Here is a 24439-nt window from a genome sequence, read left to right as displayed (position 1 = left end):
GAAGACACCGCCGCACGCGATGGCGCACACCCGGCAATCATTCCGCCTCCACTGTCCCGCACAACAAGCCGGGACGGAAGCGATCACCCACCGGACACTCGAATTGTCCGCCCTACTGCACTCGGAGGCTGCCGAAGAGGCCGTCCTTCTCGTCCTCGGGGCCCGCCGTGAAGTACAGCGCGTTCGCATCCCCCAGGCTCTCACCGTTGCCGAACATCAACGCCCACAGCCCGGCGATCTCGACCGGTTTCGCGTCACCGTCGCGCAGGTAGTCGACGAAGGTGCCGGTGGTGTCGTCGTAGGCCAGCACGCGGCCGAGGCCACCGAAGTTGCCGATCAGCAGCTTGCCCGAGAGCGCGCCGAAGTTCGACGGCGCGATCGCGACGCCCCACGGCGCGTTGAGCCTGCCGCCGTCGTCGATGATCCGCACCAGCTTGCCCGCTGCGTCGAATTCGGCCACCTTGCCCTTGTCCGGCTTGCCGCTCGAGGCCTTGTCGGCCTCGGCGTCGAGGGCGTCCTCTTCGGCCTTGTCGAACTTCTTCGGATCCTTCTCGTCGGGCTTGGTCACCGCGTAGGACACGAACACGCGGCTGCCAAGGGTGGTGATGTTGAACGGCGCCGGGTCGCCCGGCTTGACCTTCTTGCCCTTCTCGGGCGTCGCCGGGTCGATCACGTCGCCGGTGGCGAAGGGGTTGGCGAAACCGGTGGTCGCCACCGGCTGCCAGAACTTGTCGAACGTGCGGACCTGCGGGTCGGTGCCGAAGTCGGCGGCGAGCAGCTTGTCACCGGACGGGGCGAGCGCGATGCCGAAGAACGCCATGCCCTGCGCCGATCCGTCGAACACCTGGTTCGCGCCGCCGTCGCGGCGCACGATCGCGCCGTCGGGTGCCTGCTCGGTCCAGGCCGAGAGCTTGCCGGAGTCGGTGGCGAAGATGAAGCGCGAGGAGCCGCCGAGCGGGAGCGGCATGCCGTCGACATCGACCCACTGGTCGCGCACGGCGAACAGGTCGGAGGTGATCGGCGCCGGATTGAAGACCACGCCGGTGGTCTTGCCCGCGCTCTTGTCGGAGGTGTCGGCGTCGGCGCCGGGCACGCCGACGAGCTTGAGCTGATCCTGGAACAGCTTCTGCAGCTTGGGGTCCGACGCCGCGTGCACGTCACCGACGAACTGGTAGGACTTGCCGCCTGCGCCGACCCAGAAGTGACCGCCCGCGCCCTTGGGGCGATCGGCCAGGCCCCAGGCGTTGACCAGGTCAGGGAAAGTGAACTGGGCGTGGTAGGAGTCCTTGTTGGCCGCCAGGTTGGTCTGGCTGTACCGGTTGCCGTCGAGCGCGGCGACATCGTCGCCGGCGGTCTCGCTGCTCGAGCACGCCGCGGCAAGCAGCAGGGCCGCACCGAGAACCACACCGCGCACCAGCCCGGACCGTACCCCGCGGGTACCCCTCACATGTCCGTTCACGTTCTATCCTTTCGCCTCCGCCGGACGGCGTTTCAGGCGAGGCTGACCTTAGCCTGACGGCGGCCTCGGCGTGCCGTGACCGTCGCACCCGTGCCAGGTCTAAGCTGTCGCCCGTGGTCGAACCCTCCGCCCCCGTCGCCCCGCACCCCGACATCGCCGCCCTGGCACCGCTGCTCGGCAGCTGGCGTGGCCGCGGCCACGGCGAGTACCCGACCATCGAACCGTTCGACTATGTCGAGGAGATCATCTTCGGGCATCTCGGCAAGCCGTTCATCACCTACCGGCAGCGAACCAAGTCGGCGTCCGACGGCAGGCCGATGCACGCCGAGACCGGCTACCTGCGCAGTCCAGCGCCCGGCCGGGTCGAGTTGATGCTCGCCCACCCCACCGGGATCACCGAGATCAGCGAGGGCACGATCACCGAAACCGTCGACGGAATTCGCCTCGAATTGAACTCGACGAATATCGGCCGCTCCGGATCGGCGAAATCGGTTACCGCCCTCGGCCGCTCATTCCACGTGACCGGCGACACCATCGACTACACGCTGCGAATGGCCGCCGTCGGTGAGTCCCTGCAACATCATCTGGCCGCAACTCTGCAACGCGCGTGACCGCCGCCGAATTCGAAATATTACCCAGACACGGCCACTGAACTGCGCATTCGCGCGATCGATACCGATCATTCACCGTTTCATCACGGTCACATACCGGTTGTGTTCGAACACGCCCGCACATAACGCAACAATTAGGTGTCGCTTGCTCTCGCCGCCTGTTGCGGCTGTGATCACCGTTCTACGGTTCAAGCAACAGCTAACCGCTAGACAATCGAAAGGCTGCCCGGGAAAGCACGTCGAAACCCTGAACGAGGGAGACGGACCATGAGGCGTTCCACCCTGATCTTGACCACTGCCGGAATGATTCTGGGCGGCGCGGCCGCCATCGACCTTCTCGAGGGCGCAGGCACCAACGCCGCACCCGAACCCGCTGCGAGCTACAACGTCTCGCACAACATGGCGACAGCCCATTCCGAGAGCAGTTCCCTCGCGGTGGTGCGGCTGGCGACCGAGACCCCCGCTCAGTAGCCGGGTGGCAGCGCGGCGAACATGTCCCGGGTGACGGCGACGGCATTGTCGGAGCTGCCACCTTTGACCAGCAGCGTCGCGAACGCCATATCCCCGCGGTAGCCGACGAACCACGAGTGCGACCCGCCGTCGACCTCGGCCTCGCCGGTCTTGCCATACACCTCGCCCTGATCCCTGATCCGTTCGGCGGTGCCGCCGGTGACCACCATGCGCATCATCGAGCGCAGGCCGTCAACCACGGCCTGGTCGATCGCGGGCCGGTCACCGGTGATCTCGGTCGGCCGGCCCGCGATCAGATACGGCACCGGCGCCGACCCGTGCGCGACCGTCGCCGCCATCACCGCCATCCCGAACGGGCTCACCACCACCCGGCCCTGGCCGATGCCGTCCTCGGCACGCTGCACGAGTTCCTCGGCGGGTGGCACCGAGCCCGACATGGTCGGCAGCCCCTCCACCTGGTAATCCTGGCCGATGCCGAGACGGGCGGCGGCCTCGGTGAGGGCGGTGCTGTCGAGCCTGCTCGCCAGTCGCGCGAAGGTGGTGTTGCAGGATCGTTCGTAGGCGGTCGCCATCGGCACCTCGCCGACGGAGAAGAGGTTGTAGTTGGGGATCGTGCGCTCGCCGATGGTGGTGTGGCTCGGGCACGGCAGCACGGTCTCCGGCGTGGCGATGCCCGTCGCCATCGCGGCTGAGGCCGTCACCGTCTTGAAGATCGAGCCGGGCGGATACTGACCGCTCGTGGCCACCGGACCGTCCCGGTCGGCGTACTTGTTCTGGGCGACCGCGAGGATCGCACCGGTCGACGGGCGGATCACCACCATCATGGTCTGCTCGGTGCGCAGGTCCACCGCGTGCTGCGCGGAGTTCTGCACGAACCGGTCGATGCTCAGCGCGAACGAGGGTGCGGGCTGGGCCGGAACCTCGTGCAGCACATCGAGATCGGCGCCGTTGGCATTGCGGGTGACCACACTCCAGCCCGCCTTGCCGTCGACCTCGGCGATCACCGTCTTGCGGACCTGAGTCAGCAGGTCGGGCGCGAACTTGCGATCGGTGGGCACCATGTCCCACTCCTGGGTCAGGGTGACCCCGGGCAACCCGATCAGTTCACCACCGATGGTCTCGGCCTCGTACTCGTTGAGCAGGATCACCGAATGCGGCCCCTCGGCCTTGCGCGCGGCGGTCAGGATCGACTGCGGGGTATAGGCGACCGGATCGATCCGGCTCAGTGCCGCGGCGAGTGCCCCGGCCACCCGGTCCGGGTCGGCGGCCTTCGCCACGTCGAAGCGAACGCGGGACACCTTGCCCGGCACCAGGACATCGCTGCCCGCCGATTCGTTGACCCGCGCGCGCGGTGCGGGCGCGGTGCGCAGTTCCAGCGCCTGGGTGTCGCCGAGTTTGGGGTGGATGTCGGCCGAGGTCCAGCGGACCAGCCAGCGGCCACCGCTGCGGCCCATCTGCAGTTCGCCGGTGTAGGTCCACTGGCGTCCCTTGGGCAGGGTCCAGGCGTAGGTGTAGTCGACCGTGGCGGTGTCACCGCTGACGCGGGCGTCGCCGGTCCTGATCTCCAGCTTCTCGGCCTGCAGCGCCTGCCACGTCGAAGTCAGTGCGGCCGTTGCCTTCTCGGGCGAGGTGGTCAGCCCGGCGGCCGCGACGAGATCGCGGTCGGCGAACGCCTCGGCGAAGGCGTCGGCGGCGGGCACCGGTCCCTGCGGGCCGGAGGAGCAGGCGGTCGCCGCCACCGCGAGGGCGGCCACCGCGAACGTGGTTACCATCCGTGTCCTCATCGGCACCGATCGTAGCCGCGACCGGGCGGCAAACCCCGGATGACGGCGCCGTACACACGGTGGATTCAGTCGACGAGCACCGTGGCGAAGGTGGCGATCTGGCGGAAACCCACACGGCTGTAGGCACGTCGGGCGATCTGGTTGTAGTCGTTGACATACAGGCTGGCTGTACGTCCCGTCGCGACAACAGCATTCGCGACCGTGGCCGTGCCCGCCGTGCCGACACCGGAGCCACGGAACTCGGGATGCACCCACACGCCCTGGATCTGGCCGGTCCGCCGAGACAGCGCGCCGATCTCCGCCTTGTAGACGACCACGCCGTCCTCGAAACGTGCCCAGGCCCTTCCTGATTCGATCAGGCTCTTGATCCGCCGCCGATAGCCGCGGCCACCGTCGCCGGCGCGCGGGTCGACGCCGACCTCCTCGATGAACATCGCGATGGCGGCGGTCAGGTAGCGATCGATCTCGTCGGGCCTGACCCGGCGCACTCCGCCGTCGGGCCGGGCCAGCGCGGGCGAGGCGAGCGCGAGCAGCGGCTGATCGGCGCGCAGATCCCGGGCAGGCCCCCACTTGGGCAGCAGCAGTTCCCACAGCGGCAGCGCGAGTTCCTGCCTGCCGACCACCGAGGAACACACCCGCGGCCAGCGCGCCGCGCGTTCGGCGAACGCGCGAAGGGCCTGCTGGTCACCGCGCAGTGGCATCAGGTTCGCGCCGGAGAAGCACAGCGAATCCGCGGGCCCGCCGCGGCTCCACAACTCGCCGAGACCGGAGCGCGCGTCCAGACCGAACTCCTGGACCCTGGCGGCGATCATGCAGGAGGCCACCGGGTCTGCGTCCAGGACACGCAGCACCTCGGCCAGATCTCGGACGGACACCGGGCGCGCAGGCGCGGTTTTGGACCGTCGCGTCGGCTCCAGCAGACTCCGCACGGCACCAGCCTGCCACGAAAGCACGCCGAGTGGTACGGGTCCGCGGAATCCGACGCCCGACCGTGAAAGCAGGAGAACTCAGCCGGCAGCGTCGAATGGCCGGGATCGCGAGGGCCTCCGTGGTGACGCTGCGCTACCGCCTCCGGCCCGCCGTCTCACCCGACGGTGACGACCGGCTCGCCGCCGGGCTGCTCGCCCATCTCCTCGGCGATGCGCATCGCCTCTTCGATCAGCGTCTCCACGATCTGGGCTTCCGGCACGGTCTTGATGACCTCGCCCTTGACGAAGATCTGGCCCTTGCCGTTGCCCGAGGCGACACCGAGATCGGCCTCACGCGCCTCGCCGGGACCGTTCACGACGCAGCCCATCACCGCGACCCGCAACGGCACCTCGAGCCCGTCCAGGCCCGCGGCGACCGCGTCGGCGAGGGTGTAGACGTCGACCTGGGCGCGACCGCACGACGGGCACGACACGATCTCGAGCTTGCGCGGGCGCAGGTTCAGCGACTGCAGGATCTGGCCGCCGACCTTGACCTCCTCGGCGGGCGGCGCCGACAGCGAGACCCGGATCGTGTCACCGATGCCCTCGCTGAGCAGCGCGCCGAAGGCCACCGCCGACTTGATCGTGCCCTGGAACGCGGGGCCCGCCTCGGTGACGCCGAGGTGCAGCGGGTAATCGCTCTGCGCGGCCAGCTGCCGGTAGGCCTCCACCATGATCACCGGGTCGTTGTGCTTGACCGAGATCTTGATGTCGCCGAACCCGTGGTCCTCGAACAGGCTCGCCTCCCACAGCGCCGACTCGACGAGCGCTTCCGGGGTGGCCTTGCCGTACTTCTCCAGCATCCGCTTGTCCAGCGAACCGGCGTTGACGCCGATGCGGATCGGGATGCCCGCGGCGCCCGCGGCCTTGGCGACCTCGCCGACCCGGCCGTCGAACTCCTTGATGTTGCCCGGGTTCACCCGGACCGCGGCGCACCCGGCGTCGATCGCGGCGAAGATGTAGCGCGGCTGGAAGTGGATGTCGGCGATCACCGGGATCTGCGACTTCTTCGCGATCGTGGCGAGCGCGTCGGCGTCTTCCTGGCGCGGACACGCCACCCGGACGATGTCGCAGCCCGACGCGGTCAGCTCGGCGATCTGCTGCAGCGTCGCGTTGATGTCATGGGTCTTGGTGGTGGTCATCGACTGCACCGAAATCGGCGAGTCGCTGCCGACGCCGACATTGCCCACCTTCAGCTGGCGGGTCTTGCGCCGCTGTGCGAGAACAGCAACGGGGGCGGCGGGCATCCCCAATCCGATTGTGCTGGTCACGTTCGGCTGCCTTCTTTCGTACGTGTGTCGATTCGACCGGGATTGTTGCTGCCGAGCTTAGTCGCGCCGGTACCAGGGGCGCCCTGTGAGGGGCACGACAACGGGCGGACGCGGATCAGGGTAGGCGGATCGGGTTGACGATGTCGGCGGCCAGGGTCAGCAGCATGAACGCACCACCGATCACCACCGCCACATACGTCACGGGGAGCAGTTTCAGATAGTCCACCGGACCGGCTGGGGCCTTGCCACGCCACGATCGGATCGTGTCTCTGACCTTCTCGTAGAGCACGACCGCGATGTGCCCGCCGTCCAGCGGGAGCAACGGCAGCAGGTTGAACGCGCCGAGGAAGAAGTTCAGGCTGGCCAGGACCAGGATGAACATGCCCCACAGGCCACGTTCGGCGGTCTCGCCACCGATGCGGCTGGCACCGTAGACGCTGACCGGGGTCTCCGGATCACGTTCACCGCCGGTGACCGCCTCCCACAGGGCCGACACCTTCTGCGGCATCTTCGCCAGCGACTTCACCGTCTCGATGAAGAAGTCGCCGGTGAACGAGATGGTCGCCGGGATCGCGGCGACCGGGCCGTATTGCTGCGGCTCCGCGAAGTCCGGGCCGACACCGACCGCGCTCACCTCGCGGCTGGGGCCCTCCTTCGGGTACCGCATCGTGCGCTCCGGGGTCACCGGCACCGTCAGCGTCTTGCCGTCGCGCTCGATCGTGTAGGTGAAGGTGCCGGTCTGCTTCTGCGTCTCGGCCTGGAACTGCACCCAGGTCGTCACCGGCACACCGTTCACGGCGGTCACGACGTCACCGCGCTGCAGACCGGCCCGCTGCGCCGGACCCGCGCCGGCACACGGCTGCATCGTCTGATCGGGATTCTGCTGCGCGACGCAGCTCATCGAGCCCAGCGACGTCGCGGGCGGCTGCTCGAGCTGCGGCAGACCCCAGCCGATCGCCAGGACGACCAGCAGCACGAAGCCGAGCAGGAAGTTCATCGCGATACCGCCGAACATCACGACCAGGCGCTTCCAGGTCGACTGGCGATACATCGCCCGGTCGACCTCTTCGGGCTCGAGCTCGTCGAGCGCGGTCATGCCCGCGATGTCGCAGAAGCCGCCGAGCGGCAGTGCCTTGAGGCCGTACTCGGTCTCACCACGGCGGAACGAGAACACCTTGGGTCCGAAACCGATGAAGTAGCGGCGCACCTTCATGCCGGTGGCCTGCGCCGCCCACATGTGCCCGCACTCGTGCAGCGCGATCGAGATCGTGATACCGAGGGCGAACAGCGCGAACCCCAGCGCGAATACCATCTGGCTCCTGTGTCGATTCGCGTCGTGTCAGGACGCGATGATTTCCGTGGCGTACTGCCGTGCCCAGCGGTCGGCCGCGAGGACGTCGTCCAGGGTATCGGGTTCCGCCTGCCAACGGTCGGCGGCCTCTACCGCCTGTGTGACGGTGCGCACGATCGCGGGGAAGCTGATCTTGCCGTCGAGGAAGGCCTGCACCGCGACCTCGTTGGCGGCGTTGTAGACGGCGGTGACGCTGCCACCCGCCTCGCCCGCCTGCCTGGCCAGGCGCACGGCGGGGAAGACCTTGTCGTCGACCGGTTCGAACGTCCAGGTCGACGCGGTGCCGAAGTCGCACGCGGCGGCCGCGCCGGGGACCCGGTCGGGCCAGCCGAGAGCAAGGGCGATGGGCAGCTTCATGTCCGGCGGGCTGGCCTGGGCGAGGGTGGAGCCGTCGGTGAAGGTGACCATGGAGTGCACGATCGACTGGGGGTGCACGGTGACGTCGATGCGGTCGTAGGGGACACCGAAGAGCAGGTGGGTCTCGATCAGCTCGAGGCCCTTGTTCACCAGCGACGCCGAGTTGAGGGTGTTCATCGGGCCCATCGACCAGGTCGGGTGGGTCTTGGCCTCGGCGGGATTCACCGATTCGAGCATCTCGGCGGTCCAGCCGCGGAACGGCCCGCCCGAAGCGGTGAGAACCAGACGCGCGACTTCCTCGGCCCGGCCGCCGCGCAGACATTGCGCGAGCGCGGAGTGCTCGGAATCGACCGGGACGATCTGGCCGGGCGCGGCCGCGCGGGTCACCAGCGAACCGCCGGCGACGAGAGATTCCTTGTTGGCCAGCGCGAGCCGGGTCCCCGCTTCCAGCGTGGCCAGGGTAGGGCCGAGGCCCAGCGAGCCGACCAGGGCGTTGAGCACGACATCGGCGTCGGTGCGGCGCACGAGTTCGGTCGCGGCCTCGGGGCCGCCGAGCTCGAGGTCGAGCGCCTGCGCGGCGGCGGGATCGGCGACGGCGACATTGCGGGTGCCGGTGGCCGCCATCTGCTCCGCGAGCAGGGCGGTGTTGCCACCGCGCGCGGCGAGGCCGACCACCTCGAAGCGGTCGGGGTTGGCGGCGATCACCTCTAGCGCCTGGGTACCGATCGAACCGGTACTGCCGAGGAGCAGCACCTTCACCCGGTCGGCGGACGTGGAGCGGCCTTGTGCGGCACGCGTTGCTGGGTGGGACACGGCCCCATTGTGGCAGGGCTGCTGGCTACGACGGACGGTCGTATGCCACGATATGACCACTCGCCCAACCAGAACTCGAGCCCTAAGGAGCGATCGTGGCCGCCACGGACCTCGAAAAAGCCAGCACCGAGCGCGCCGTCGCCACCAGCGTCGACCCCGCCGAGGTGCCCTCGGCCGCATGGGGCTGGAGCGGTGAGTCGCGCAAGACCTTCCGCATCGCGGGCTGGGTCGTCGTCGTGGCCCTGCTCGGCATGACCATCGGCAACCACCAGGGCCACGTGGAGGACATCTTCCTCATCGGCCTGGCCGGTCTGCTCGCGGGGATCATGGTCGTCGACTCGCTCACCCGGCGCGTCCCGAGGTAGCACTTCGGCACGAAACCTCCGCCTGCGGCCGCAACATCGTTGCGCCGCAGGCTTTTTCGTGTATCCGCAGGTCAGCGGCCGCGCCGGGCGCCCGGCTTGCGTCCCTTGGCCTGACGCGCGGGCTGCTGCTTGGCCGCCGGCTTCTTGGGCGTGTTCTTGCGCGCGGGTTTCGCCGCGGCGCGCCGCTCCGGTTCCGCGGCGGCGACACCGCGGGAGCTGCTCGCCGAGCGGCCGCGCACGATCCCGACGAACTCCTCTAGCAGTGCGCTGTCGGTGCCCGCGGGCCAGGCCAGGGCGATCTCGGTGAACTCGGTGTCGCTGATCGGGCGGTACACCAGATCGCGGCGGTGATGCAGACGCGCGATCGACTGCGGCACGATCGTCGCGCCGCCGACGGCGGCGACCAGCGCGAGCGTGTCGACGGCCTGGTCGATGTCGCTGCCGTCCTGGACGCGTTCCTCGGCCAGATCGGCGGGGCTGATCGTCTCCAGCAGCGAGAGCGCGTCGTCCTTCTGCACGACCGCGACCGGCGTCTCCTGCCACAGCGGGATCGCGTTCATCGCGGTCCGGTCGATCGGCAACCGCACGAAGCACAGATCGATCCGGCCCTCGCGCAGCGCGGACTCCTGCTCCCCCTGCGCGACCCCGACGACCTCGAGCGGATGCTCCGGCAGCCGGTCACCCCAGATCCGCGCCCACTTCGACACGGTGACACCGGGCACGAACCCGACCCGCAGACTCGCAGGCGCTTCCGGCTTCTGCTCGCGCTCGGCCTGCTCCTGCGCGCTGATCAACGCCCTGGCATGGTTCAGCAGCGCGGCGCCGTCCTCGGTCAGCTGGGTCGGCGAGGCACCCGGCACGAAAACCTTTGTCCCGAGCTCGTTCTCCAGCTCGATGACGGTGGCGCTCAAGGCCTGCCGGGAGATCCGCAAGCCCTTCGCGGCCCGCGCGAAATGCAGTTCCTCGGCGACCGCGACGAAGCGACGCAGCCGGGCGAGGTCGACAGAGTCGGCGGCGGTGACATCGAAGTCGCTCATTCTGACCAGAATATGGCACCCGCCGCGGCGGCCTGCCGCCCGATCACTGGTACAGCAACCAGACAAGGCCGATGATCGACCCGATGACGGCGATCCAGATCAGGAAGGTGCCGAACATCGATCCCCACCCGCCGCGCGACGGTGCCGGATACGGTGCCGGTGGCCGCATCGGCGGCTGCTGCTGCCAGGCCGCGGGGGCGACGGGGCGAGGCGCCATCGGCTGGTACGGATTCACCGGCGCCGGACGCGGGACGCCCGGCACGTTGACCGGGCTCATCGGCGTCATCCCGACGAACGGCTGGGCGTGCGCCCCCGACGTGGGTGCCGCCGTCGGCCGCGCGCCGGTGGTCCCGGTGCGCAGTGCCCGTTGCACGGCGTCGACGAACTCCTCGCACGAGGTGAACCGGTCGGCGGGCCGCTTGGCGAGCGCACGCGCCATCACGGCGTCGAGCACCGGCGGCAGCCCGGCCCGGCGCGGGCTCACCGGCGGGGGCGGGGCCTGCAGATGCCCGGTGATGACGGCGGCCGGGCTCGCGGCCTCGTACGGCGCGGTGCCGGTCAGCAGCGAGAACAGCGTGCAGGCCAGCGCGTACTGGTCGGCACGGTGATCGAGGGCGGCGCCGGTGAGCTGCTCGGGCGCGGCGTAGGCGAGCGTGGCGGTGAACGACCCTGTCTCGGTCAGGTGCCCGGAGTCGTCGCGCAGCCGGGCGATCCCGAAATCGGTGAGATACACCCGTTCCTGGCTGTTGGACCGTGCCAGCAGGATATTGGCCGGCTTCACGTCGCGGTGCAGTACGCCCGCGCGATGCGCGTAGTCCAGCGCGGCGGCGGTCTCGCCGATGATCTGCACCGCCCGGTCCGGCGGTAAGGTCCGCGGGTCCAGCGTGGAGGCGTCGACCCCGTCGATGTACTGCATGCTGATCCACAGCTGATCGCCCTCGACGCCGCGGTCGAAGACGGTCACGATGTTCGGATGGTCGAGCTGGGCGACCAGGTCGGCTTCCCGCTCGAACCTGGCCCTGATCTCGGAGTCGGAGTACAGCTCCTGATTCAGCAGCTTCAGCGCGGTCCACCGCGGCAGCCGCGGATGCCTGGCCAGATACACCGACCCCATCCCGCCACGGCCCAGCTGCCGGTCGATCGTGTATCCGGCGAATACCGTCCCGTCAGAAACCACTCTGACCCCCGAATCTCGCTCGTCGTCCGACGGGTGTGGACCCTACCAAACGGCGCCCTCTGTCACAGGGGGGCTTTGGCCATCCGCGTGACCAGGTCGTCGAGCCACCGCTGGTTGTCGCCCTTGTTGCCGCGCGCCGCCGGCATCGCCAGCAGCACGAAACGGGCATGGTCAGGACTGGTGAAAGTCGAGATGATCGTGGCCTTCTCACCGTCGTACCGGTCGGTGCAGATGAGCCGATGTTCCTGCCGCGTGCCGACGGTGACCGTACCTCGATCGGTCGACGCCGCGGTGAAGGCGCTCACCGCGGACCGGGCGGCATCGACGGTGCCGAAACTGTAGAAGCGGTAGGCGAAGGTGTCGTCGCCGGGGCCGAGACACTCCCATCGAGCCTGCCAGCCGTTGAAACTCCGCTCCGCGCCTTTGTCGATCGCGTAGAACGATTTCCACACCGGCGCGCCCTTGCACGTGGTGCCCCCGTAGCCGTCGTTCTTGTCCGACGACGCAGGCAGCATTCCGGGGAACGCCTCGGACATGGCGGTCAGGTCGCGGTGGCCGCGGGATCGCTCGAGTTGCTGCGCAACGAATCCGGTGTCGTCCTGCCATGCCCAGACGCCGCCGCCCAGCAGGAGCGCGCACACGATCGCCAGGGCGACCAGTCGACCGGTGCGCCTGCGCGGCGGCGGAGCCTGGCCCTGCGGATACGGGCGCGGACCAGCGGCGCCCGGCCGCGGTGCGTAGCCGTGATACGGCGGCGCCGGATTTCCCGACGGCGGCCGAGCGAGCCCCGGATAGGGTTGCGGCGCTGCGTGTTGCGGTGCCGGGAGTGCCGGACCGTAAGGACTCGGCTGAGCGAACTGCGGCATCGACGACCCGGCGAAGACCGTGGGTTGCGCACCGGTCCCGCTCAGGGCACGACGGGCCGCGGCGGCGAATTCCGCACAGGAGTCGAAGCGATCGGACGCGCGCTTGGCCAGTGCGCGGGCGAGCACCGCGTCCAGTGCCGCAGGCAGTTCGGGCCGGTGCCCGCGCACCGACGGCGGCGGCGATTGCAAGTGGCCCTGGATCACCAGGACCGGATTGGTCGCCTCGTACGGCGCGACGCCGGTCAGCAACGAGTACAGCGTGCAAGCCAGCGAGTACTGGTCGGAGCGATGGTCCAGATGGGCACCGGTGAGCTGTTCCGGCGACGCATAGGCCAGCGTGGCGGTGAAAGTGCCGGTCTGGGTGAGGTGGTGGACGTCGTCACGGGGACGGGCGATGCCGAAGTCGGTCAGCAGGACCCGTTCCCTGCCGTCCGAGTCGGCCAGCAGGATATTGGCGGGTTTCACGTCGCGATGCAGGACGCCGTTGCGGTGGGCGTGGTCGAGCGCGGCCGCGGTGCCCTCGACGATGTGCAGGGCCCGCTCAGCGGGAACGGGGTGCTCGATGGTCGCCGCGTCGACACCGTCGACGAACTGCATGCTGATCCACAGCCGCCCGTCGTCGACGCCGCGGTCGTATACCGTGACGATGTTCGGGTGCTCCAGCTGTGCCGCCAGATCGGCTTCGCGTTCGAATCGCGCACGAATCTCGGTGTCGGCGAACAACTCCGGATTCAGCAGCTTGAGCGCGGTCTGACGCGGTAGCCGGGGGTGGCGGGCCAGGTACACCGACCCCATGCCGCCTTGCCCCAGCCTGCGTTCGATCGCGTATCCGGCGAAGACGTCGCCCGTCGCAAGCATGCTTCCCCCGTTGTCCCGCCGAATCGGTTCCACGCCGACGGCGGGCATCCGCCGCTTCGGCCGTCACCAACTTAACGTCTGGACGGGTCGCGCCGGGCATCTGTGTCCCCGCGCAGACGAGCACAGGATCGAGTTCGGCGGCAGAGGTCAGTCCTCGATCCGCACACCCATCGATCGGGCGGTCCCCGCGACGATGCGCATCGCCGCCTCCACGTCGGTGGTGTTCAGGTCGGGAAGTTTGCGGATCGCGATGCGCCGCAACTGTTCTCGCGAGAGTGCGCCGACCGGCTTGTGGCCGGGCTGGGGTGAACCGGGCGTGCCGAGGGCCTTGCGGATCAGCGACGCGGTGGGCGGCGTCTTGAGCCGCATGGTCCAGCGTTTGCGGGCATCGATCGTGATGACCGCGGGGATGATCTCCCCACGCCGATCCGCGGTCGCCGCGTCGTACCGGCGTTTGACTTCGAACGGCGGGATGCCGGTGGGACCAAGCATCTTGCCGAGGATCATGAGGGAGGCATTGCCCGCCTCGAGTTCGAGAGTGACTGTGACAGAGGCTGTTCCGCGCGCCATAGTCAACCATCTCGGACGCGGGCCTCGATCCGGTCCCACCCCGGTAACGCCTGGGCCGCAACGTGTTCGAGCTTCGTGCGCAGTCCCGGCGTCATGAGCCGGGCCAGCAGGGCCGCGATCCGGCACGAGGTCGTGTTCGAGTCGCCCCGCGCCTGTCCGCCTGGCAGGCTGGAGCGGTGAAACGTGACGTTTCCGCCACCCTGGAGATCGCGGTCCACGCCGACACGGTCCTGCAATGGCAGATCGCCGTCGCCCGGCAACCGGGCATCGACCTGGTCGAGTCCATGACGTGCGTGCTCGACGGGGAGTTCCTCACCCCGCGCGAGGTGATCGGACCGCACCATTCCCGGCTCCATGTGCTCGAGGCACGCGCAGGCACGCTCCGCCTCGACTATCAGGCGACGGTGTTCGGCGTAGCCGTTCCCGCACCGGCGACAGACTATGAGATCGCGCTGTACCGACGCCCCAGCCGCTACGCCGAATCGGACAAGCTCGTCGGCTTCGCCGCCGCCGAATTCGGTTACGGCATCGTTGATCCGGACATGCCCGCCCGCGTCGCGGCCTGGGTGGGCAGGCGCATCTCCTACGTCTCGGGCAGCAGCGCGCCGATCGACGGCGCGGTCGAAACGCTACTGTCCGGAACCGGCGTCTGCCGCGACTTCTCCCACCTGGTGGTGGCGCTGCTGCGCGCGGTCGGCGTCCCAGCCCGGGTGGCGGCGGTCTATGCCCCCGGCTGCGTGCCGATGGACTTCCACGCCGTCGCCGAGGCCTACGTCGACGGCGCGTGGCGCACCCTGGATCCGACCTGTCTCGCGCCGCGCTCGAGCCTGGTCCGCATCGCCACCGGCCGCGACGCCTCCGATATCGCCTTCCTGGACAACCACGGCGGCGACATCACCCTGAACTCGATGTCGGTGCAGGCCTTCGTCGACGGCCCGCTGCCCTACGACGACTTCGTGCGGCCGATCAGCATCGAATAGCCGATCAGCCTTCGGCGGCGAGCTGACCGCAGGCGGCGGCGATCTCCTGGCCGCGGGTATCGCGCACCGTGCACGACACGCCCTGGGCGATCACGCGGCGCACGAATTCCTTCTCGACCGGCTTCGGGCTGGCATCCCACTCGCTGCCCGGGGTGGGGTTGAGCGGGATCAGGTTCACGTGGACGAGCGGGCCGAGCGCCTTGTGCAGCTTCTTGCCGAGCATGTCCGCCCGCCACGGCTGGTCGTTGACGTCGCGGATCAGCGCGTACTCGATCGACACCCGGCGCCCGGATTTGTCCGCGTAGTACCGGGCGGCGTCGAGCACTTCGGCGATCGACCAGCGGTTGTTCACCGGGACCAGGGTGTCGCGCAGTTCGTCGTCGGGGGTGTGCAGCGAGACCGCGAGCCGCACCGACATATCCTCGTCGGCCAGCTTGCGGATCGCGGGGGCGAGGCCGACGGTCGACACCGTCACCGAACGCTGCGAGATGCCGAGGCCGTCGGGCGCGGGCGAGGTGATCCGGCGGACCGCGTTCACCACCCGCTTGTAGTTGGCCAGCGGCTCGCCCATCCCCATGAACACGATGTTGGACAGCCGGCCGGGACCACCGTGCACCTCACCGTCGCGCAGCGAGGCGGCAGCGGCACGCACCTGGTCGACGATCTCGGCGGTCGACAGATTGCGGTTCAGTCCGGCCTGGCCGGTCGCGCAGAACGGGCACGCCATGCCGCAGCCCGCCTGGCTCGAGATACACAGCGTGTTGCGGTCGGGGTAGCGCATGAGCACGCTCTCGAGCAGGGTGCCGTCGTGGGCACGCCAGAGCGTCTTGCGCGTGTCACCCTCGTCGCAGGCGAGATGGCGGACCACCGACAGCAGCGGCGGGAACAGCGTCTCGCCGACCTTCTCGCGCACATCGGCGGGCAGATCGGTCATCTGCGCCGGATCGGCCTGCAGCCTGCCGTAGTACTGGCGGGCCAGCTGATCGGCCCGGAACTTCGGCAGTCCCAGCTCCTGCACCGCGACCTTGCGTTCGTCCGCGTCGAGATCGGCGAGGTGGCGCGGCGGCATACCGCGACGCGGGGCATCGAACACGAGGGGCAGGGAGATGGCCATAATTCGACCATTGTCCCAAACGAAGCAGCGGGCCCGGTCGGCGGGCCGCCACGCCGAACGCCGTTATCGAGAAGATGCGTGCACGGGTGATAGCTGTCGGCAATGATCGAACCATGTCCACCAATGCCGAATCAGGGGCGTCACCGGCCGAGCAGGAGCCCGCGGCACCGACGACCGAGCACACCGAGGCCAAGCATCGCCGGGACGAGCGGGCGCCCGCGAAACGCGCCACCCCGCCCGGGGTCCACGGTTCGAAAACCGGCTACGCCTGGATCGCCCTGCTCGCGGCCGCGCTCATCGGCATCATCGTGCTGATCTTCATCATCCAGAACCTCGAAAAGGTCACGGTCGACCTGCTGTTCTGGCACTTCTCGCTCCCGATCGGCATCACCGTGCTGCTGTCGGTGATCGCGGGCGCGCTGGTGATGGGTCTGGTCGGTGGCGTGCGCATCCTGCAGCTACGCCATGCCGCCAAGAAGCCCTGACCTGGCGCTCTACAGCAGCGCGCTGAGCACAAGCCACGACACGAAGGCCGAGGGCAGCATCGAATCGAGGCGGTCCATGATGCCGCCGTGGCCGGGCAGCATCGTCCCCATGTCCTTGATGCCCAGTTCCCGCTTGATCTGCGACTCGACCAGATCGCCGCAGGTCGCGACGACGACCAGGCCGACACCGAGCACGACACCGATCATCGAGTTCGCCTCGAGCAGCAGGGTGACGGTCAGCAGACCACCGATCACGCTGAACACCAGCGAGCCGCAGAATCCCTCCCACGACTTCTTGGGACTGATCGCGGGCACCATCGGATGCCTGCCGAACAGCACGCCGGCGACATAACCGCCGACATCGGAGCAGACGACCAGGATCATGAACGTCAGCACCCGCAGGTTGCCGTCGGGTTCGAGCAGCAGCAGCGTCGAGAACGCGGCGAGCAGCGGGATCCAGGTGAGCGTGAACAACGTGATCGCGGTGTCGCGCAGGAAGTTCTTGGGCGCGGTGCTCAGCCCATGGTCGAACAGCCGCCACACCATGCAGACCAGCGCCGTCGCGGCGAACGCGCCGACCACGCCCTGGGCACCCCACGGCCAGCCCAGCCAGAACACCGCCTGGCCACCGACCAGCAGCGGGATCCGCGGGACAAGGACATCGGCCTCGCGCAGCCGCTTGGCGACCTCCCAGGTCGCGACGCCGACCGCCGCGCCGACCACCCCGATGAACACCTTGGGGGCGAACAGCAGGATCGCGATCAGCGACAGGCCGAGCCCGAGCCCGACCGCGAGGGCCGCGGGCAGGTTGCGACCCGCGCGCGACGTGGGCGCCTGCGGCTCGGCAGGCGCCGCGTCGTCCGGTGTCTGCGGCACCGCGCCGGTCTCCTCGACCTGGTCCGGCGTCGGCTCCGGTGCCGCTCCGGTGGCGGCGGCGTCTTCGGCCACGATTGTCCCGTCGCTCAACTCGTCGTTCCGTTCATCCCCCGCACGAGCGGGACTGGCGAGATCTGCGCTCAGACCTCGAGCAGTTCGGCTTCCTTGTGCTTGACCAGCTCATCGATCTGGCCCACGTACTTGGCGGTGGTCTTGTCGAGCTCCTTCTCGGCGCGCCCGACCTCATCCTCACCCGCCTCGCCATCCTTCTGGATCCGGCCGAGTTCGTCCATCGCCTTGCGACGGACGTTGCGAATCGAGACCTTGGCGTCCTCGCCCTTGCCCTTGGCCATCTTGACCATCTCGCGGCGACGTTCCTCGGTGAGCTGCGGCACCGTGATGCGCAGGATGTCACCGTTGTTGGTCGGGTTCACGCCCAGATCGGAGTTGCGGATCGCGTTCTCGATCGGGCCGAGCTGGCTCTGCTCGTAGGGCTTGATCACCACCATGCGCGGCTCCGGCACGGTGATGCTCGACATCTGGGTGATCGGCGTCAGCGAACCGTAGTAGTCGACCACGACGCGGGCGAACATGCCCGGGTTGGCGCGGCCGGTGCGGATGGTTCCGAGGTCGTCCTTCGCCACCGAGACGGCCTTCTCCATCTTCTCCTCGGCATCGAAGAGCGCTTCATCAATCACGACCGGTTCCTCCACAGCGTCGTCATCGTCATCTTCCGCGGTTGCGGGATCAGGACCGAACCAAGGTGCCGATGTGTTCACCGGCGACTGCGCGGGCAATATTGCCCTTGGTCAACAGATTGAACACCAGAATCGGCATCTGGTTGTCCATGCAGAGACTGAAGCACGTGGCATCTGCCACCTTCAGGCCCTTCTCGAGCACTTCCTTGTACGTGATCTCGGTGTACATGCTCGCGTTCTTCTCCACGCGTGGGTCGGCGTCGAACACGCCGTCGACCGCCTTGGCCATCAGCACCACGTCGGCGCCGATCTCGAGCGCGCGCTGGGCCGCGGTGGTGTCGGTGGAGAAGTAGGGCATGCCCATACCGGCGCCGAAGATCACGACGCGGCCCTTCTCCAGGTGCCGCTTGGCGCGCAGCGGGAGGTACGGCTCGGCGACCTGGCCCATCGTGATGGCGGTCTGCACGCGCGTGTCCACCCCCTGCTGCTGCAGGAAGTCCTGGAGCGCAAGGCTGTTCATCACGGTGCCGAGCATGCCCATGTAGTCCGAGCGGGCGCGTTCCATGCCGCGCTCCTCCAGCTCGGCGCCGCGGAAGAAGTTGCCGCCACCGATCACCACGGCCACCTGCACACCGGTCTCGACGATCTCGGCGATCTGCTCGGCCACGGTCTGCACGACATCGGGGTCGAGACCGACCCCGCCGCCACCGAACATCTCCCCACCCAGCTTGAGCAGCACCCGGTTGTATCCAGGGCGGTCGTTACCCGGGTCGGTCATGGGTGTTCGTCTCCTTCGGCGAGGTTGAGATCGGTCGAACTGCGGGCACGCGAATCGGCCGCACTGAGCGGCATCCATCCTGCCTTATCCGGTTCCCGCCACCGCACAAGACCCCCTTGCGCGACGCGCAGACCCCAGAACCGGGGGCAGCTGCCGTCATGAATCGGCAAGAGCCCCTCGGGTGCAGACGTAGGCTGCTCCCGAGGGGCTCTGGTTCAGGCGGATCAGGCCTGGCCGACCTCGAAGCGGGCGAAGCGGGTCAGGGTGACACCGGCCTCGTCCAGGAGGGCCTTGACGGTCTTCTTCGAGTCGGTGACCGACGCCTGCTCGAGCAGGACGACGTCCTTGAAGAAGCCGTTGACGCGGCCCTCGGTGATCTTCGGCAGCGCGGCCTCCGGCTTGCCCTCTTCGCGGGCGGTGGCCTCGGCGACGCGACGCTCGTTCTCGACCAGCTCGGCCGGGACCTCGTCACGGGTGACGAAGCGGGCCTTGAGCGCGGCGACCTGCATGGCGGCGGCGCGGGCGGCCTCGGCGGCGGCGTCACCCTCACCGGTGTACTCGACCAGCACGCCGACGGCGGGCGGCAGGTCCGAAGCACGCTTGTGCAGGTAGGTGGCGACCGGGCCGTCGAAGGAGACGACGCGACGCAGTTCCAGCTTCTCACCGATCTTGGCTGCCAGCGCCTGCACGGCCTCGTCGACGGTGCCGTTGTCGAGCTTGAGCGCCTTGAGGGCGTCGAGGTCGGCGGGCTTACCGGCGGCGGCAGCGGTGACGACGGCCTCGGCCAGCTCCTGGAACTCGGCGTTCTTGGCGACGAAGTCGGTCTCGGAGTTGATCTCGACCATGACGCCGTCCTTGGCGATGACCAGACCCTCGGCGGTCGCGCGCTCGGCACGCTTGCCGACATCCTTGGCGCCCTTGATGCGCAGCACCTCGACGGCCTTGTCGAAATCGCCGTCGGAGTCGGCCAGCGCGTTCTTGCAGTCCATCATGCCGGAGCCGGTGAGCTCCCGGAGCCGCTTCACGTCAGCAGCGGTGTAGTTCGCCATCGGGGGCGAGCCTCCTCGTGTGTGGGGTGCTTGGGTGTTTACACCACCTTGCCGACCGCTTCTGAATTCAGAAGGGCCGGCAAGGTGAACGTAGAGCTACCGATCAGCTCAGAAGTCGGCCGGGGTGTGCTGCGCCGGGTCGGCCTTGACCTCGGCCTCGGCCTCGGCGGGCGTCTCGACGGCAGCTTCGGCGGCCGGGGTCGCCTGAGCCAGCAGCTCCTGCTCCCACTCGGCGAGCGGCTCACCGGCGCCGGCCTCGGGCTTCGCGTCGCCGGAAGCCTGGCCCGCGCGGGCCTGCACGCCCTCGGCCACCGCGGAGGCGACGACCTTGGTGAGCAGAGCGGCGGAACGGATCGCGTCGTCGTTACCCGGGATCGGGTAGTCGACCAGGTCGGGATCGCAGTTGGTGTCCAGGATCGCGATGACCGGGATGTTCAGCTTGCGAGCCTCGCCGACGGCGATGTGCTCCTTGTTGGTGTCGACGACCCAGATGGCCGAGGGCACCTTGGCCATGTCGCGGATACCACCGAGGGTGCGGTCCAGCTTGGTCATCTCACGCGTCAGCATGAGGATTTCCTTCTTGGTGCGACCCTCGAAGCCACCGGTCTGCTCCATGGCCTCGAGCTCCTTCAGGCGCTGCAGGCGCTTGTGGACGGTCGAGAAGTTGGTGAGCATGCCACCCAGCCAGCGCTGGTTGACGTAGGGCATCCCGACGCGAGTCGCCTCGGCCGCGATCGACTCCTGGGCCTGCTTCTTGGTGCCGACGAAGAGAACGGTGCCACCGTGGGCGACGGTCTCCTTGACGAACTCGTAGGCCTTGTCGATGTAGGTCAGCGTCTGCTGCAGGTCGATGATGTAGATGCCGTTGCGGTCGGTGAAGATGAACCGCTTCATCTTCGGGTTCCACCGACGAGTCTGGTGCCCGAAGTGCGCGCCGCTGTCGAGCAGCTGCTTCATAGTTACGACAGCCATAGCTCCCGTATCTCTCTTTCGTTGCCGGTTGACGCAGCCGATCGGCGATCGACTGCCCTGGCGCCACCGAAACCGCCGGACCCGATCGGAAAACCGGGACCAGCCGACGATTTCACTGTTCATCCGCTGGAGAACTCGCGCTGACATGCCCTCGCGGACCGTCTGCATAGCGAGCGACGACCGGATGGACGAGCACGGGTGGCGCGCGAAGTCGGTCCGTGCTGTGCACACACTCGCTGCTGAGCACAAACCGCGTTGATCAGTCTACGCGGACCTGCGCCAGGGCCGAAATCGCCCCGTGCGCGGACCGCCCATACCCGCGGTGAAGTGCGCGATATCCACATCTGGCGGAGTTGTCCACATTCGGCGAACCGGGCCGCCGGGCGGGTTGTTCTGCACCGAGAGTAGGGGCATGAACACCTTCACACGAACTCTGATCTCCACGTTTCCGCTGGTGTGCGCCGCGGGGGTGCTGGCTGCGCCCGCGGCGGCGCTTCCCGGTGATCGGGCGCCGGTCGGGCCGGTGTGCTCGGGCGGCGGTGGTGCCGTAGCGCCCGATACTCCGCCCCAGCGGCACGGGGTTCCTCCGCGCGACGGTGCGGTGCCCGCACCGATTCCGGTTCGGGTGACGGTCCACGATCTGACCGGTACGCCTCCGTCCGCGGGGCGTGGGCCGTCAGGGCGCCCGGCCGCACCGGTCGAGGTCGAGATCGTCGTCCGTGGCGGTGGGAGCGGGTCGGCGGCGGAGTTGCCTGCCGTGCTGCGTGATCTCGTGCGGACGCTCGCCACGCCACAGCGTGTGCCCGCGCCTCGGCCGCATCGCTGAGTGCGGTGTGGGCATTTCTCTGCGGCGCCGGGTCTCGCGGGGTGGACGCCATCGGTTCGTCACCGGCGAAGGTCGGGTGGCTGGGCACGGTGTCGCGGCGCTGTGGCTGGTGGCGGTGATGTTCGGGGGCGCTGCGCCGGTCGGTGCGGCGGACGTGGGGGTGTTCGGGTGGCCGTTGCGACCGAGACCGACCGTCGAACGACGCTTCGACAAACCGGAGCGGAACTGGCTGCCCGGGCATCGCGGGGTGGATCTGGCGGGTACCGCGGGGCAGGTGGTGTTCGCCGCGGGCGACGGCATCGTCGTGTTCGCGGGGGTGGTCGCGGACAAACCGGTGGTGTCCATCGACCATCCCGGCGGTCTGCGCACGACCTACGAGCCGGTGGAAGCTCAGGTCACGGTGGGTAGACGGGTGAGCAGGGGTACGCCGATCGGCACGTTGGCGGCCGGGCATGAGGGGTGTCCGGCCGCCGCGTGTTTGCATTGGGGTGCGCGGCGGGAGTCGAGCGAGCACGGCAGGCGCGAATATGTCGATCCGCTGGGTCTGCTGCACGAGGTGCCGGTCCGGTTGAAGCCGCTGGAGGCGGTGCTGTGACGAACCACTCGGCCACACCGAGTACATCGACCTCGATCGCGGGACGACAATCAGGGTGTGTCAGAGGAATCAGCGCCTTTCACCTACCCCGAGGTGGGCGCCACCCGTGCGACCTTTCCGCCGGGCTACCACCGGTTCGAGCATCGGCGGCCGCTGGGCCACGGCCGTGATCTGTTCGACCGGGCCGCCACGCACATCCTCGACTTCGGGGTACAGAAGGGTTCCGGTGTCTTCGATCGCGCGGATACCGAAACCGCGGTGGCGGGAACGGAATTGACGGTCCGGATCGGGCTCGGCCCGATCGGCATCGTCGCGCCCTGCCGGGTGGTCTACGTTCTGGACGAACCAGATAGGCGGGGGTTCGCCTACGGCACGCTCCCCGGACATCCCGAGGTGGGTGAGGAACTGTTCGCTGTCGAATACGACCCCACGGACGACGCGGTGTACGGACTGGTCACCGCCTTCTCACGACCCGGTACCTGGTATGTGCGGCTGGGCGGTCCCGTCGTCCGGCTGATCCAGCGCTGGTTCGCCCACCGCTACCTGAACACCCTGCCCACGGGCGACTGAGCCCACCTGATCAAGGCGATGACTCCTCGCGACCGCGGCGATCAGAGGAGGGCGGCGAGGGTGTCCGCTTCGGCGGTAAGGGAGTCGCGGCGGTCGGTGGCGCCGAGCCGTCCGTATTCGGCTGCGGCGTCTCGTCTTTCGCTTATTTCACGGCGCACGATGTCGGCGATGTCGGCTTCGGTGAGGTCGCGGCGGTGGGCTTCGGCGGCGCCGAGGCCCACCGCACTGTCTTCCAGCGCACCGGCTTTCACGTCTGCCGCGTCGATCGACTCGGCATTGTCGATCGCTCCCAGCGCGGAGCGCAGTGCCGAGATCGCACTGCGGTCACGGGCCCTCATCGCGGGCTTCAAGGCGGCGCGGAGCCGCTCGCGCAGGGCTGAATCGGGCTGGTCCGACACTCCGGGAGTCATGCTCGACGAGCCTAATTGCCGGTCCGGTGAGCGTCGAGCGAGTTCTCACCGCGGTAGCCATGGTGGGGAAGCCGTCGTCGGGCAACCGCACGCGCGAGTCGCGGCAGGCGATGAGGCCGATCGATGCTGCGGGGACATGTGCTGGGTGCGCGCGGGACCCGGCGGGATTGCGTTCGCACGGTCGCCATGCCGCTCGATTCTGCGAGGGCTCAGCCGGACAGCCGGTCGACCAGCACGCCGCTGACGGCGATGAGCGCGATCACTGCCACCGCGAGCGTTGCGGTCAGCACGACGCGGCCGCCCGCGGTTACCCGCCCGTGGTGGAGTGCGCGACCGCGTGACCAGCCGAGGAAGCTCAGCAGCAAGGCCACCAGGGCGGCGGCCAGTGGGAGCGTGGTGGTCGGCCAGCCGTCGCGGGTGACCTGGTGGGCGAACAGCAGGGCGCAACCCGCCGCCCCCAGGGAGGTACGGCGCCAGGCCAGCGCGGTGCGCTCCATGGCCAAGGTAGGCGCCGTCATGACAGCAGCACCGCCAGGCAGGCGAGAGCGGCGACGAGTGCCACGCCGACCGACAGCACGGGAACCAGAATCGTGCCGGGAAGCGGCCGCCCTACACGCATCGCGACATCGATCCGGCGCCAGTGCCGGAAGGCGCCGAGCGCCACCGCGAGCGCCATCACCAGGCAACTCACCGCGATGACACCGCCGAACCCGGCCAGTCGCAGTGGCTGGACCAGGGCGTGCACGGCGACACCGCCGGCGAGCAAGCCGAGCGCGGTCCGGATCCAGGCCAGAAACGTTCGCTCGTTGGCGAGGGTGAACCGATAGTCGAGCTCTTCCTCACCGTCCTCGGATTCGCCCCCGACCTCGGGCAACGCCATCACCACCACCTCCGTTCCCCATCTTGCCGTGCCAACCGGGGACACAACCGCAACGCCACCGCGCGGGCGCGCCGGTCACCCACGCGGGATCGCAGCGCGCACACGCCTGGGTACGCCGGTCACGCGCCCCGAGCACACCGGCCACCCGTTCGAGCGCACCGGCCACCCGTTCGAGCGCACCGGCCACCCGTTCGAGCGCGCCAGTCACGCGTGCGTGCGCGCCAGCCACACGTGCGAGCACACCAGAC

General features: G+C 69.0%; 27 protein-coding genes. 8 read left to right on the top strand and 19 right to left on the bottom strand.

Annotated features, from left to right (window positions below):
- Positions 1-112: 112 nt before the first annotated feature.
- The gene (locus tag ACFWF2_RS05070) at positions 113-1459 is read right to left on the bottom strand and encodes a TIGR03118 family protein (protein WP_379304727.1); all 1347 of its coding nucleotides are present in this window, start codon (positions 1457-1459) and stop codon (positions 113-115) included.
- A 113-nt stretch (positions 1460-1572) separates the two neighbouring features.
- Here ACFWF2_RS05070 and ACFWF2_RS05065 point away from each other — a divergent pair, with 113 nt between their 5' ends.
- Both ACFWF2_RS05065 and ACFWF2_RS05060 read left to right on the top strand, forming a co-directional pair.
- Entirely contained in the window at positions 1573-2070 is a 498-nt protein-coding gene (locus ACFWF2_RS05065) for a peroxynitrite isomerase (protein WP_379304725.1), read from the top strand.
- A 267-nt stretch (positions 2071-2337) separates the two neighbouring features.
- A complete protein-coding gene (locus ACFWF2_RS05060; protein ID WP_379304723.1) occupies positions 2338-2541 on the top strand; it encodes a hypothetical protein in 204 nt (67 codons plus the stop codon).
- Here ACFWF2_RS05060 and ACFWF2_RS05055 read toward each other — a convergent pair.
- From ACFWF2_RS05055 to dxr, 5 genes are all read right to left on the bottom strand, one after another.
- Positions 2535-4325 carry a penicillin-binding transpeptidase domain-containing protein gene (locus tag ACFWF2_RS05055; RefSeq protein ID WP_379304721.1) on the bottom strand — a complete coding sequence of 597 codons (1791 nt, stop codon included), beginning with the start codon at positions 4323-4325 and terminating at the stop codon, positions 2535-2537. The genes ACFWF2_RS05060 and ACFWF2_RS05055 overlap by 7 nt on opposite strands.
- Before the next feature lie 65 nt (positions 4326-4390).
- Complete coding sequence (locus ACFWF2_RS05050) at positions 4391-5254, bottom strand: GNAT family N-acetyltransferase (protein WP_379304719.1); 864 nt, start codon at positions 5252-5254, stop codon at positions 4391-4393.
- A gap of 155 nt (positions 5255-5409) precedes the next feature.
- Entirely contained in the window at positions 5410-6564 is a 1155-nt protein-coding gene (ispG, locus tag ACFWF2_RS05045) for a flavodoxin-dependent (E)-4-hydroxy-3-methylbut-2-enyl-diphosphate synthase (protein WP_379304717.1), read from the bottom strand.
- A gap of 115 nt (positions 6565-6679) precedes the next feature.
- The gene (locus ACFWF2_RS05040; RefSeq protein ID WP_379304715.1) at positions 6680-7876 is read right to left on the bottom strand and encodes a M50 family metallopeptidase; all 1197 of its coding nucleotides are present in this window, start codon (positions 7874-7876) and stop codon (positions 6680-6682) included.
- 27 nt (positions 7877-7903) lie between these two features.
- Entirely contained in the window at positions 7904-9085 is a 1182-nt protein-coding gene (gene dxr, locus ACFWF2_RS05035; RefSeq protein ID WP_379304713.1) for a 1-deoxy-D-xylulose-5-phosphate reductoisomerase, read from the bottom strand.
- A gap of 95 nt (positions 9086-9180) precedes the next feature.
- Between dxr and ACFWF2_RS05030 the strand changes: the two genes are divergently transcribed.
- Positions 9181-9450, top strand: a complete 270-nt coding sequence (locus ACFWF2_RS05030) for a DUF2631 domain-containing protein (protein WP_379304711.1) — start codon at positions 9181-9183, stop codon at positions 9448-9450.
- 71 nt (positions 9451-9521) lie between these two features.
- On the opposite strand, the gene ACFWF2_RS05025 is transcribed toward ACFWF2_RS05030, so the two are convergent.
- The 4 genes from ACFWF2_RS05025 to ACFWF2_RS05010 all read right to left on the bottom strand — a co-directional run bounded on the left by ACFWF2_RS05025 (position 9522) and on the right by ACFWF2_RS05010 (position 13958).
- Positions 9522-10487: a LysR family transcriptional regulator gene (locus ACFWF2_RS05025; RefSeq protein WP_379304709.1), complete on the bottom strand. Its 966-nt coding sequence runs from the start codon at positions 10485-10487 to the stop codon at positions 9522-9524.
- Positions 10488-10530: 43 nt separating this feature from the next.
- A complete protein-coding gene (locus ACFWF2_RS05020) occupies positions 10531-11664 on the bottom strand; it encodes a serine/threonine-protein kinase (RefSeq protein ID WP_379304707.1) in 1134 nt (377 codons plus the stop codon).
- A 62-nt stretch (positions 11665-11726) separates the two neighbouring features.
- Positions 11727-13388: a protein kinase gene (locus tag ACFWF2_RS05015; RefSeq protein ID WP_379304705.1), complete on the bottom strand. Its 1662-nt coding sequence runs from the start codon at positions 13386-13388 to the stop codon at positions 11727-11729.
- Positions 13389-13535: 147 nt separating this feature from the next.
- Positions 13536-13958, bottom strand: coding sequence for an uL11 family ribosomal protein (locus ACFWF2_RS05010; RefSeq protein WP_379030876.1), 423 nt, complete (start codon positions 13956-13958; stop codon positions 13536-13538).
- Between the two features lie 176 nt (positions 13959-14134).
- Between ACFWF2_RS05010 and ACFWF2_RS05005 the strand changes: the two genes are divergently transcribed.
- Positions 14135-14938, top strand: a complete 804-nt coding sequence (locus ACFWF2_RS05005; RefSeq protein WP_379304702.1) for a transglutaminase family protein — start codon at positions 14135-14137, stop codon at positions 14936-14938.
- Between the two features lie 4 nt (positions 14939-14942).
- Here ACFWF2_RS05005 and rlmN read toward each other — a convergent pair whose 3' ends face one another.
- Positions 14943-16052 (bottom strand): 23S rRNA (adenine(2503)-C(2))-methyltransferase RlmN, encoded by a 1110-nt coding sequence (gene rlmN, locus ACFWF2_RS05000; protein WP_379030882.1) that lies wholly within the window; start codon positions 16050-16052, stop codon positions 14943-14945.
- 113 nt (positions 16053-16165) lie between these two features.
- On the opposite strand from rlmN, the gene ACFWF2_RS04995 reads away from it, so the two are divergent.
- Complete coding sequence (locus tag ACFWF2_RS04995) at positions 16166-16537, top strand: lipopolysaccharide assembly LapA domain-containing protein (protein ID WP_379304700.1); 372 nt, start codon at positions 16166-16168, stop codon at positions 16535-16537.
- A 9-nt stretch (positions 16538-16546) separates the two neighbouring features.
- Here ACFWF2_RS04995 and ACFWF2_RS04990 read toward each other — a convergent pair whose 3' ends face one another.
- The 5 genes from ACFWF2_RS04990 to rpsB form a co-directional block, all read right to left on the bottom strand.
- Complete coding sequence (locus ACFWF2_RS04990) at positions 16547-17413, bottom strand: phosphatidate cytidylyltransferase (protein ID WP_379304746.1); 867 nt, start codon at positions 17411-17413, stop codon at positions 16547-16549.
- Between the two features lie 140 nt (positions 17414-17553).
- A complete protein-coding gene (frr, locus tag ACFWF2_RS04985; protein WP_030202900.1) occupies positions 17554-18111 on the bottom strand; it encodes a ribosome recycling factor in 558 nt (185 codons plus the stop codon).
- A 49-nt stretch (positions 18112-18160) separates the two neighbouring features.
- Positions 18161-18889 (bottom strand): UMP kinase, encoded by a 729-nt coding sequence (pyrH, locus tag ACFWF2_RS04980; RefSeq protein ID WP_378852259.1) that lies wholly within the window; start codon positions 18887-18889, stop codon positions 18161-18163.
- A gap of 224 nt (positions 18890-19113) precedes the next feature.
- Positions 19114-19938, bottom strand: coding sequence for a translation elongation factor Ts (gene tsf / locus ACFWF2_RS04975; RefSeq protein ID WP_379304697.1), 825 nt, complete (start codon positions 19936-19938; stop codon positions 19114-19116).
- A 108-nt stretch (positions 19939-20046) separates the two neighbouring features.
- Complete coding sequence (rpsB, locus tag ACFWF2_RS04970; protein ID WP_189024364.1) at positions 20047-20910, bottom strand: 30S ribosomal protein S2; 864 nt, start codon at positions 20908-20910, stop codon at positions 20047-20049.
- Between the two features lie 412 nt (positions 20911-21322).
- Between rpsB and ACFWF2_RS04965 the strand changes: the two genes are divergently transcribed.
- From ACFWF2_RS04965 to ACFWF2_RS04955, 3 genes are all read left to right on the top strand, one after another.
- Positions 21323-21736: a hypothetical protein gene (locus ACFWF2_RS04965; protein ID WP_379304695.1), complete on the top strand. Its 414-nt coding sequence runs from the start codon at positions 21323-21325 to the stop codon at positions 21734-21736.
- A 118-nt stretch (positions 21737-21854) separates the two neighbouring features.
- Positions 21855-22331 carry a M23 family metallopeptidase gene (locus ACFWF2_RS04960; protein ID WP_379304744.1) on the top strand — a complete coding sequence of 159 codons (477 nt, stop codon included), beginning with the start codon at positions 21855-21857 and terminating at the stop codon, positions 22329-22331.
- A 57-nt stretch (positions 22332-22388) separates the two neighbouring features.
- The gene (locus ACFWF2_RS04955) at positions 22389-22901 is read left to right on the top strand and encodes a DUF1990 family protein (protein WP_379304693.1); all 513 of its coding nucleotides are present in this window, start codon (positions 22389-22391) and stop codon (positions 22899-22901) included.
- A 41-nt stretch (positions 22902-22942) separates the two neighbouring features.
- Here ACFWF2_RS04955 and ACFWF2_RS04950 read toward each other — a convergent pair whose 3' ends face one another.
- The 3 genes from ACFWF2_RS04950 to ACFWF2_RS04940 all read right to left on the bottom strand — a co-directional run bounded on the left by ACFWF2_RS04950 (position 22943) and on the right by ACFWF2_RS04940 (position 24191).
- Positions 22943-23311 (bottom strand): GatB/YqeY domain-containing protein, encoded by a 369-nt coding sequence (locus tag ACFWF2_RS04950; RefSeq protein WP_379304691.1) that lies wholly within the window; start codon positions 23309-23311, stop codon positions 22943-22945.
- 209 nt (positions 23312-23520) lie between these two features.
- On the bottom strand, positions 23521-23829 hold the full coding sequence (locus tag ACFWF2_RS04945) for a DUF202 domain-containing protein (RefSeq protein ID WP_379304689.1): 309 nt from the start codon (positions 23827-23829) through the stop codon (positions 23521-23523).
- Entirely contained in the window at positions 23826-24191 is a 366-nt protein-coding gene (locus ACFWF2_RS04940) for a YidH family protein (RefSeq protein ID WP_379304687.1), read from the bottom strand. Before ACFWF2_RS04940 ends, ACFWF2_RS04945 begins: the two co-directional genes overlap by 4 nt.
- Positions 24192-24439 lie beyond the last annotated feature (248 nt).

The organism is Nocardia sp. NPDC060259, assembly GCF_042728775.1.
In the GTDB taxonomy this organism is placed as follows: domain Bacteria; phylum Actinomycetota; class Actinomycetes; order Mycobacteriales; family Mycobacteriaceae; genus Nocardia.
This window is presented reverse-complemented; position numbering and strand designations above follow the sequence as displayed.

Bases quoted from the DNA above. Each gene is read 5' to 3' on its own strand.
- tsf (WP_379304697.1), bottom strand. From the start codon at position 19,938: ATGGCGAACTACACCGCTGCTGACGTGAAGCGGCTCCGGGAGCTCACC.
- ACFWF2_RS04950 (WP_379304691.1), bottom strand. From the start codon at position 23,311: ATGACTCCCGGAGTGTCGGACCAGCCCGATTCAGCCCTGCGCGAGCGG.
- ACFWF2_RS04940 (WP_379304687.1), bottom strand. From the start codon at position 24,191: ATGGCGTTGCCCGAGGTCGGGGGCGAATCCGAGGACGGTGAGGAAGAG.
- ACFWF2_RS05025 (WP_379304709.1), bottom strand. From the start codon at position 10,487: ATGAGCGACTTCGATGTCACCGCCGCCGACTCTGTCGACCTCGCCCGG.
- rlmN (WP_379030882.1), bottom strand. From the start codon at position 16,052: ATGGCCATCTCCCTGCCCCTCGTGTTCGATGCCCCGCGTCGCGGTATG.
- ACFWF2_RS04960 (WP_379304744.1), top strand. From the start codon at position 21,855: ATGTTCGGGGGCGCTGCGCCGGTCGGTGCGGCGGACGTGGGGGTGTTC.
- ACFWF2_RS04945 (WP_379304689.1), bottom strand. From the start codon at position 23,829: ATGACGGCGCCTACCTTGGCCATGGAGCGCACCGCGCTGGCCTGGCGC.
- rpsB (WP_189024364.1), bottom strand. From the start codon at position 20,910: ATGGCTGTCGTAACTATGAAGCAGCTGCTCGACAGCGGCGCGCACTTC.
- pyrH (WP_378852259.1), bottom strand. From the start codon at position 18,889: ATGACCGACCCGGGTAACGACCGCCCTGGATACAACCGGGTGCTGCTC.
- ACFWF2_RS05010 (WP_379030876.1), bottom strand. From the start codon at position 13,958: ATGGCGCGCGGAACAGCCTCTGTCACAGTCACTCTCGAACTCGAGGCG.
- ACFWF2_RS04995 (WP_379304700.1), top strand. From the start codon at position 16,166: ATGTCCACCAATGCCGAATCAGGGGCGTCACCGGCCGAGCAGGAGCCC.
- ACFWF2_RS04965 (WP_379304695.1), top strand. From the start codon at position 21,323: ATGAACACCTTCACACGAACTCTGATCTCCACGTTTCCGCTGGTGTGC.
- ACFWF2_RS05040 (WP_379304715.1), bottom strand. From the start codon at position 7,876: ATGGTATTCGCGCTGGGGTTCGCGCTGTTCGCCCTCGGTATCACGATC.
- ACFWF2_RS05055 (WP_379304721.1), bottom strand. From the start codon at position 4,325: ATGAGGACACGGATGGTAACCACGTTCGCGGTGGCCGCCCTCGCGGTG.
- ACFWF2_RS05060 (WP_379304723.1), top strand. From the start codon at position 2,338: ATGAGGCGTTCCACCCTGATCTTGACCACTGCCGGAATGATTCTGGGC.
- ACFWF2_RS05015 (WP_379304705.1), bottom strand. From the start codon at position 13,388: ATGCTTGCGACGGGCGACGTCTTCGCCGGATACGCGATCGAACGCAGG.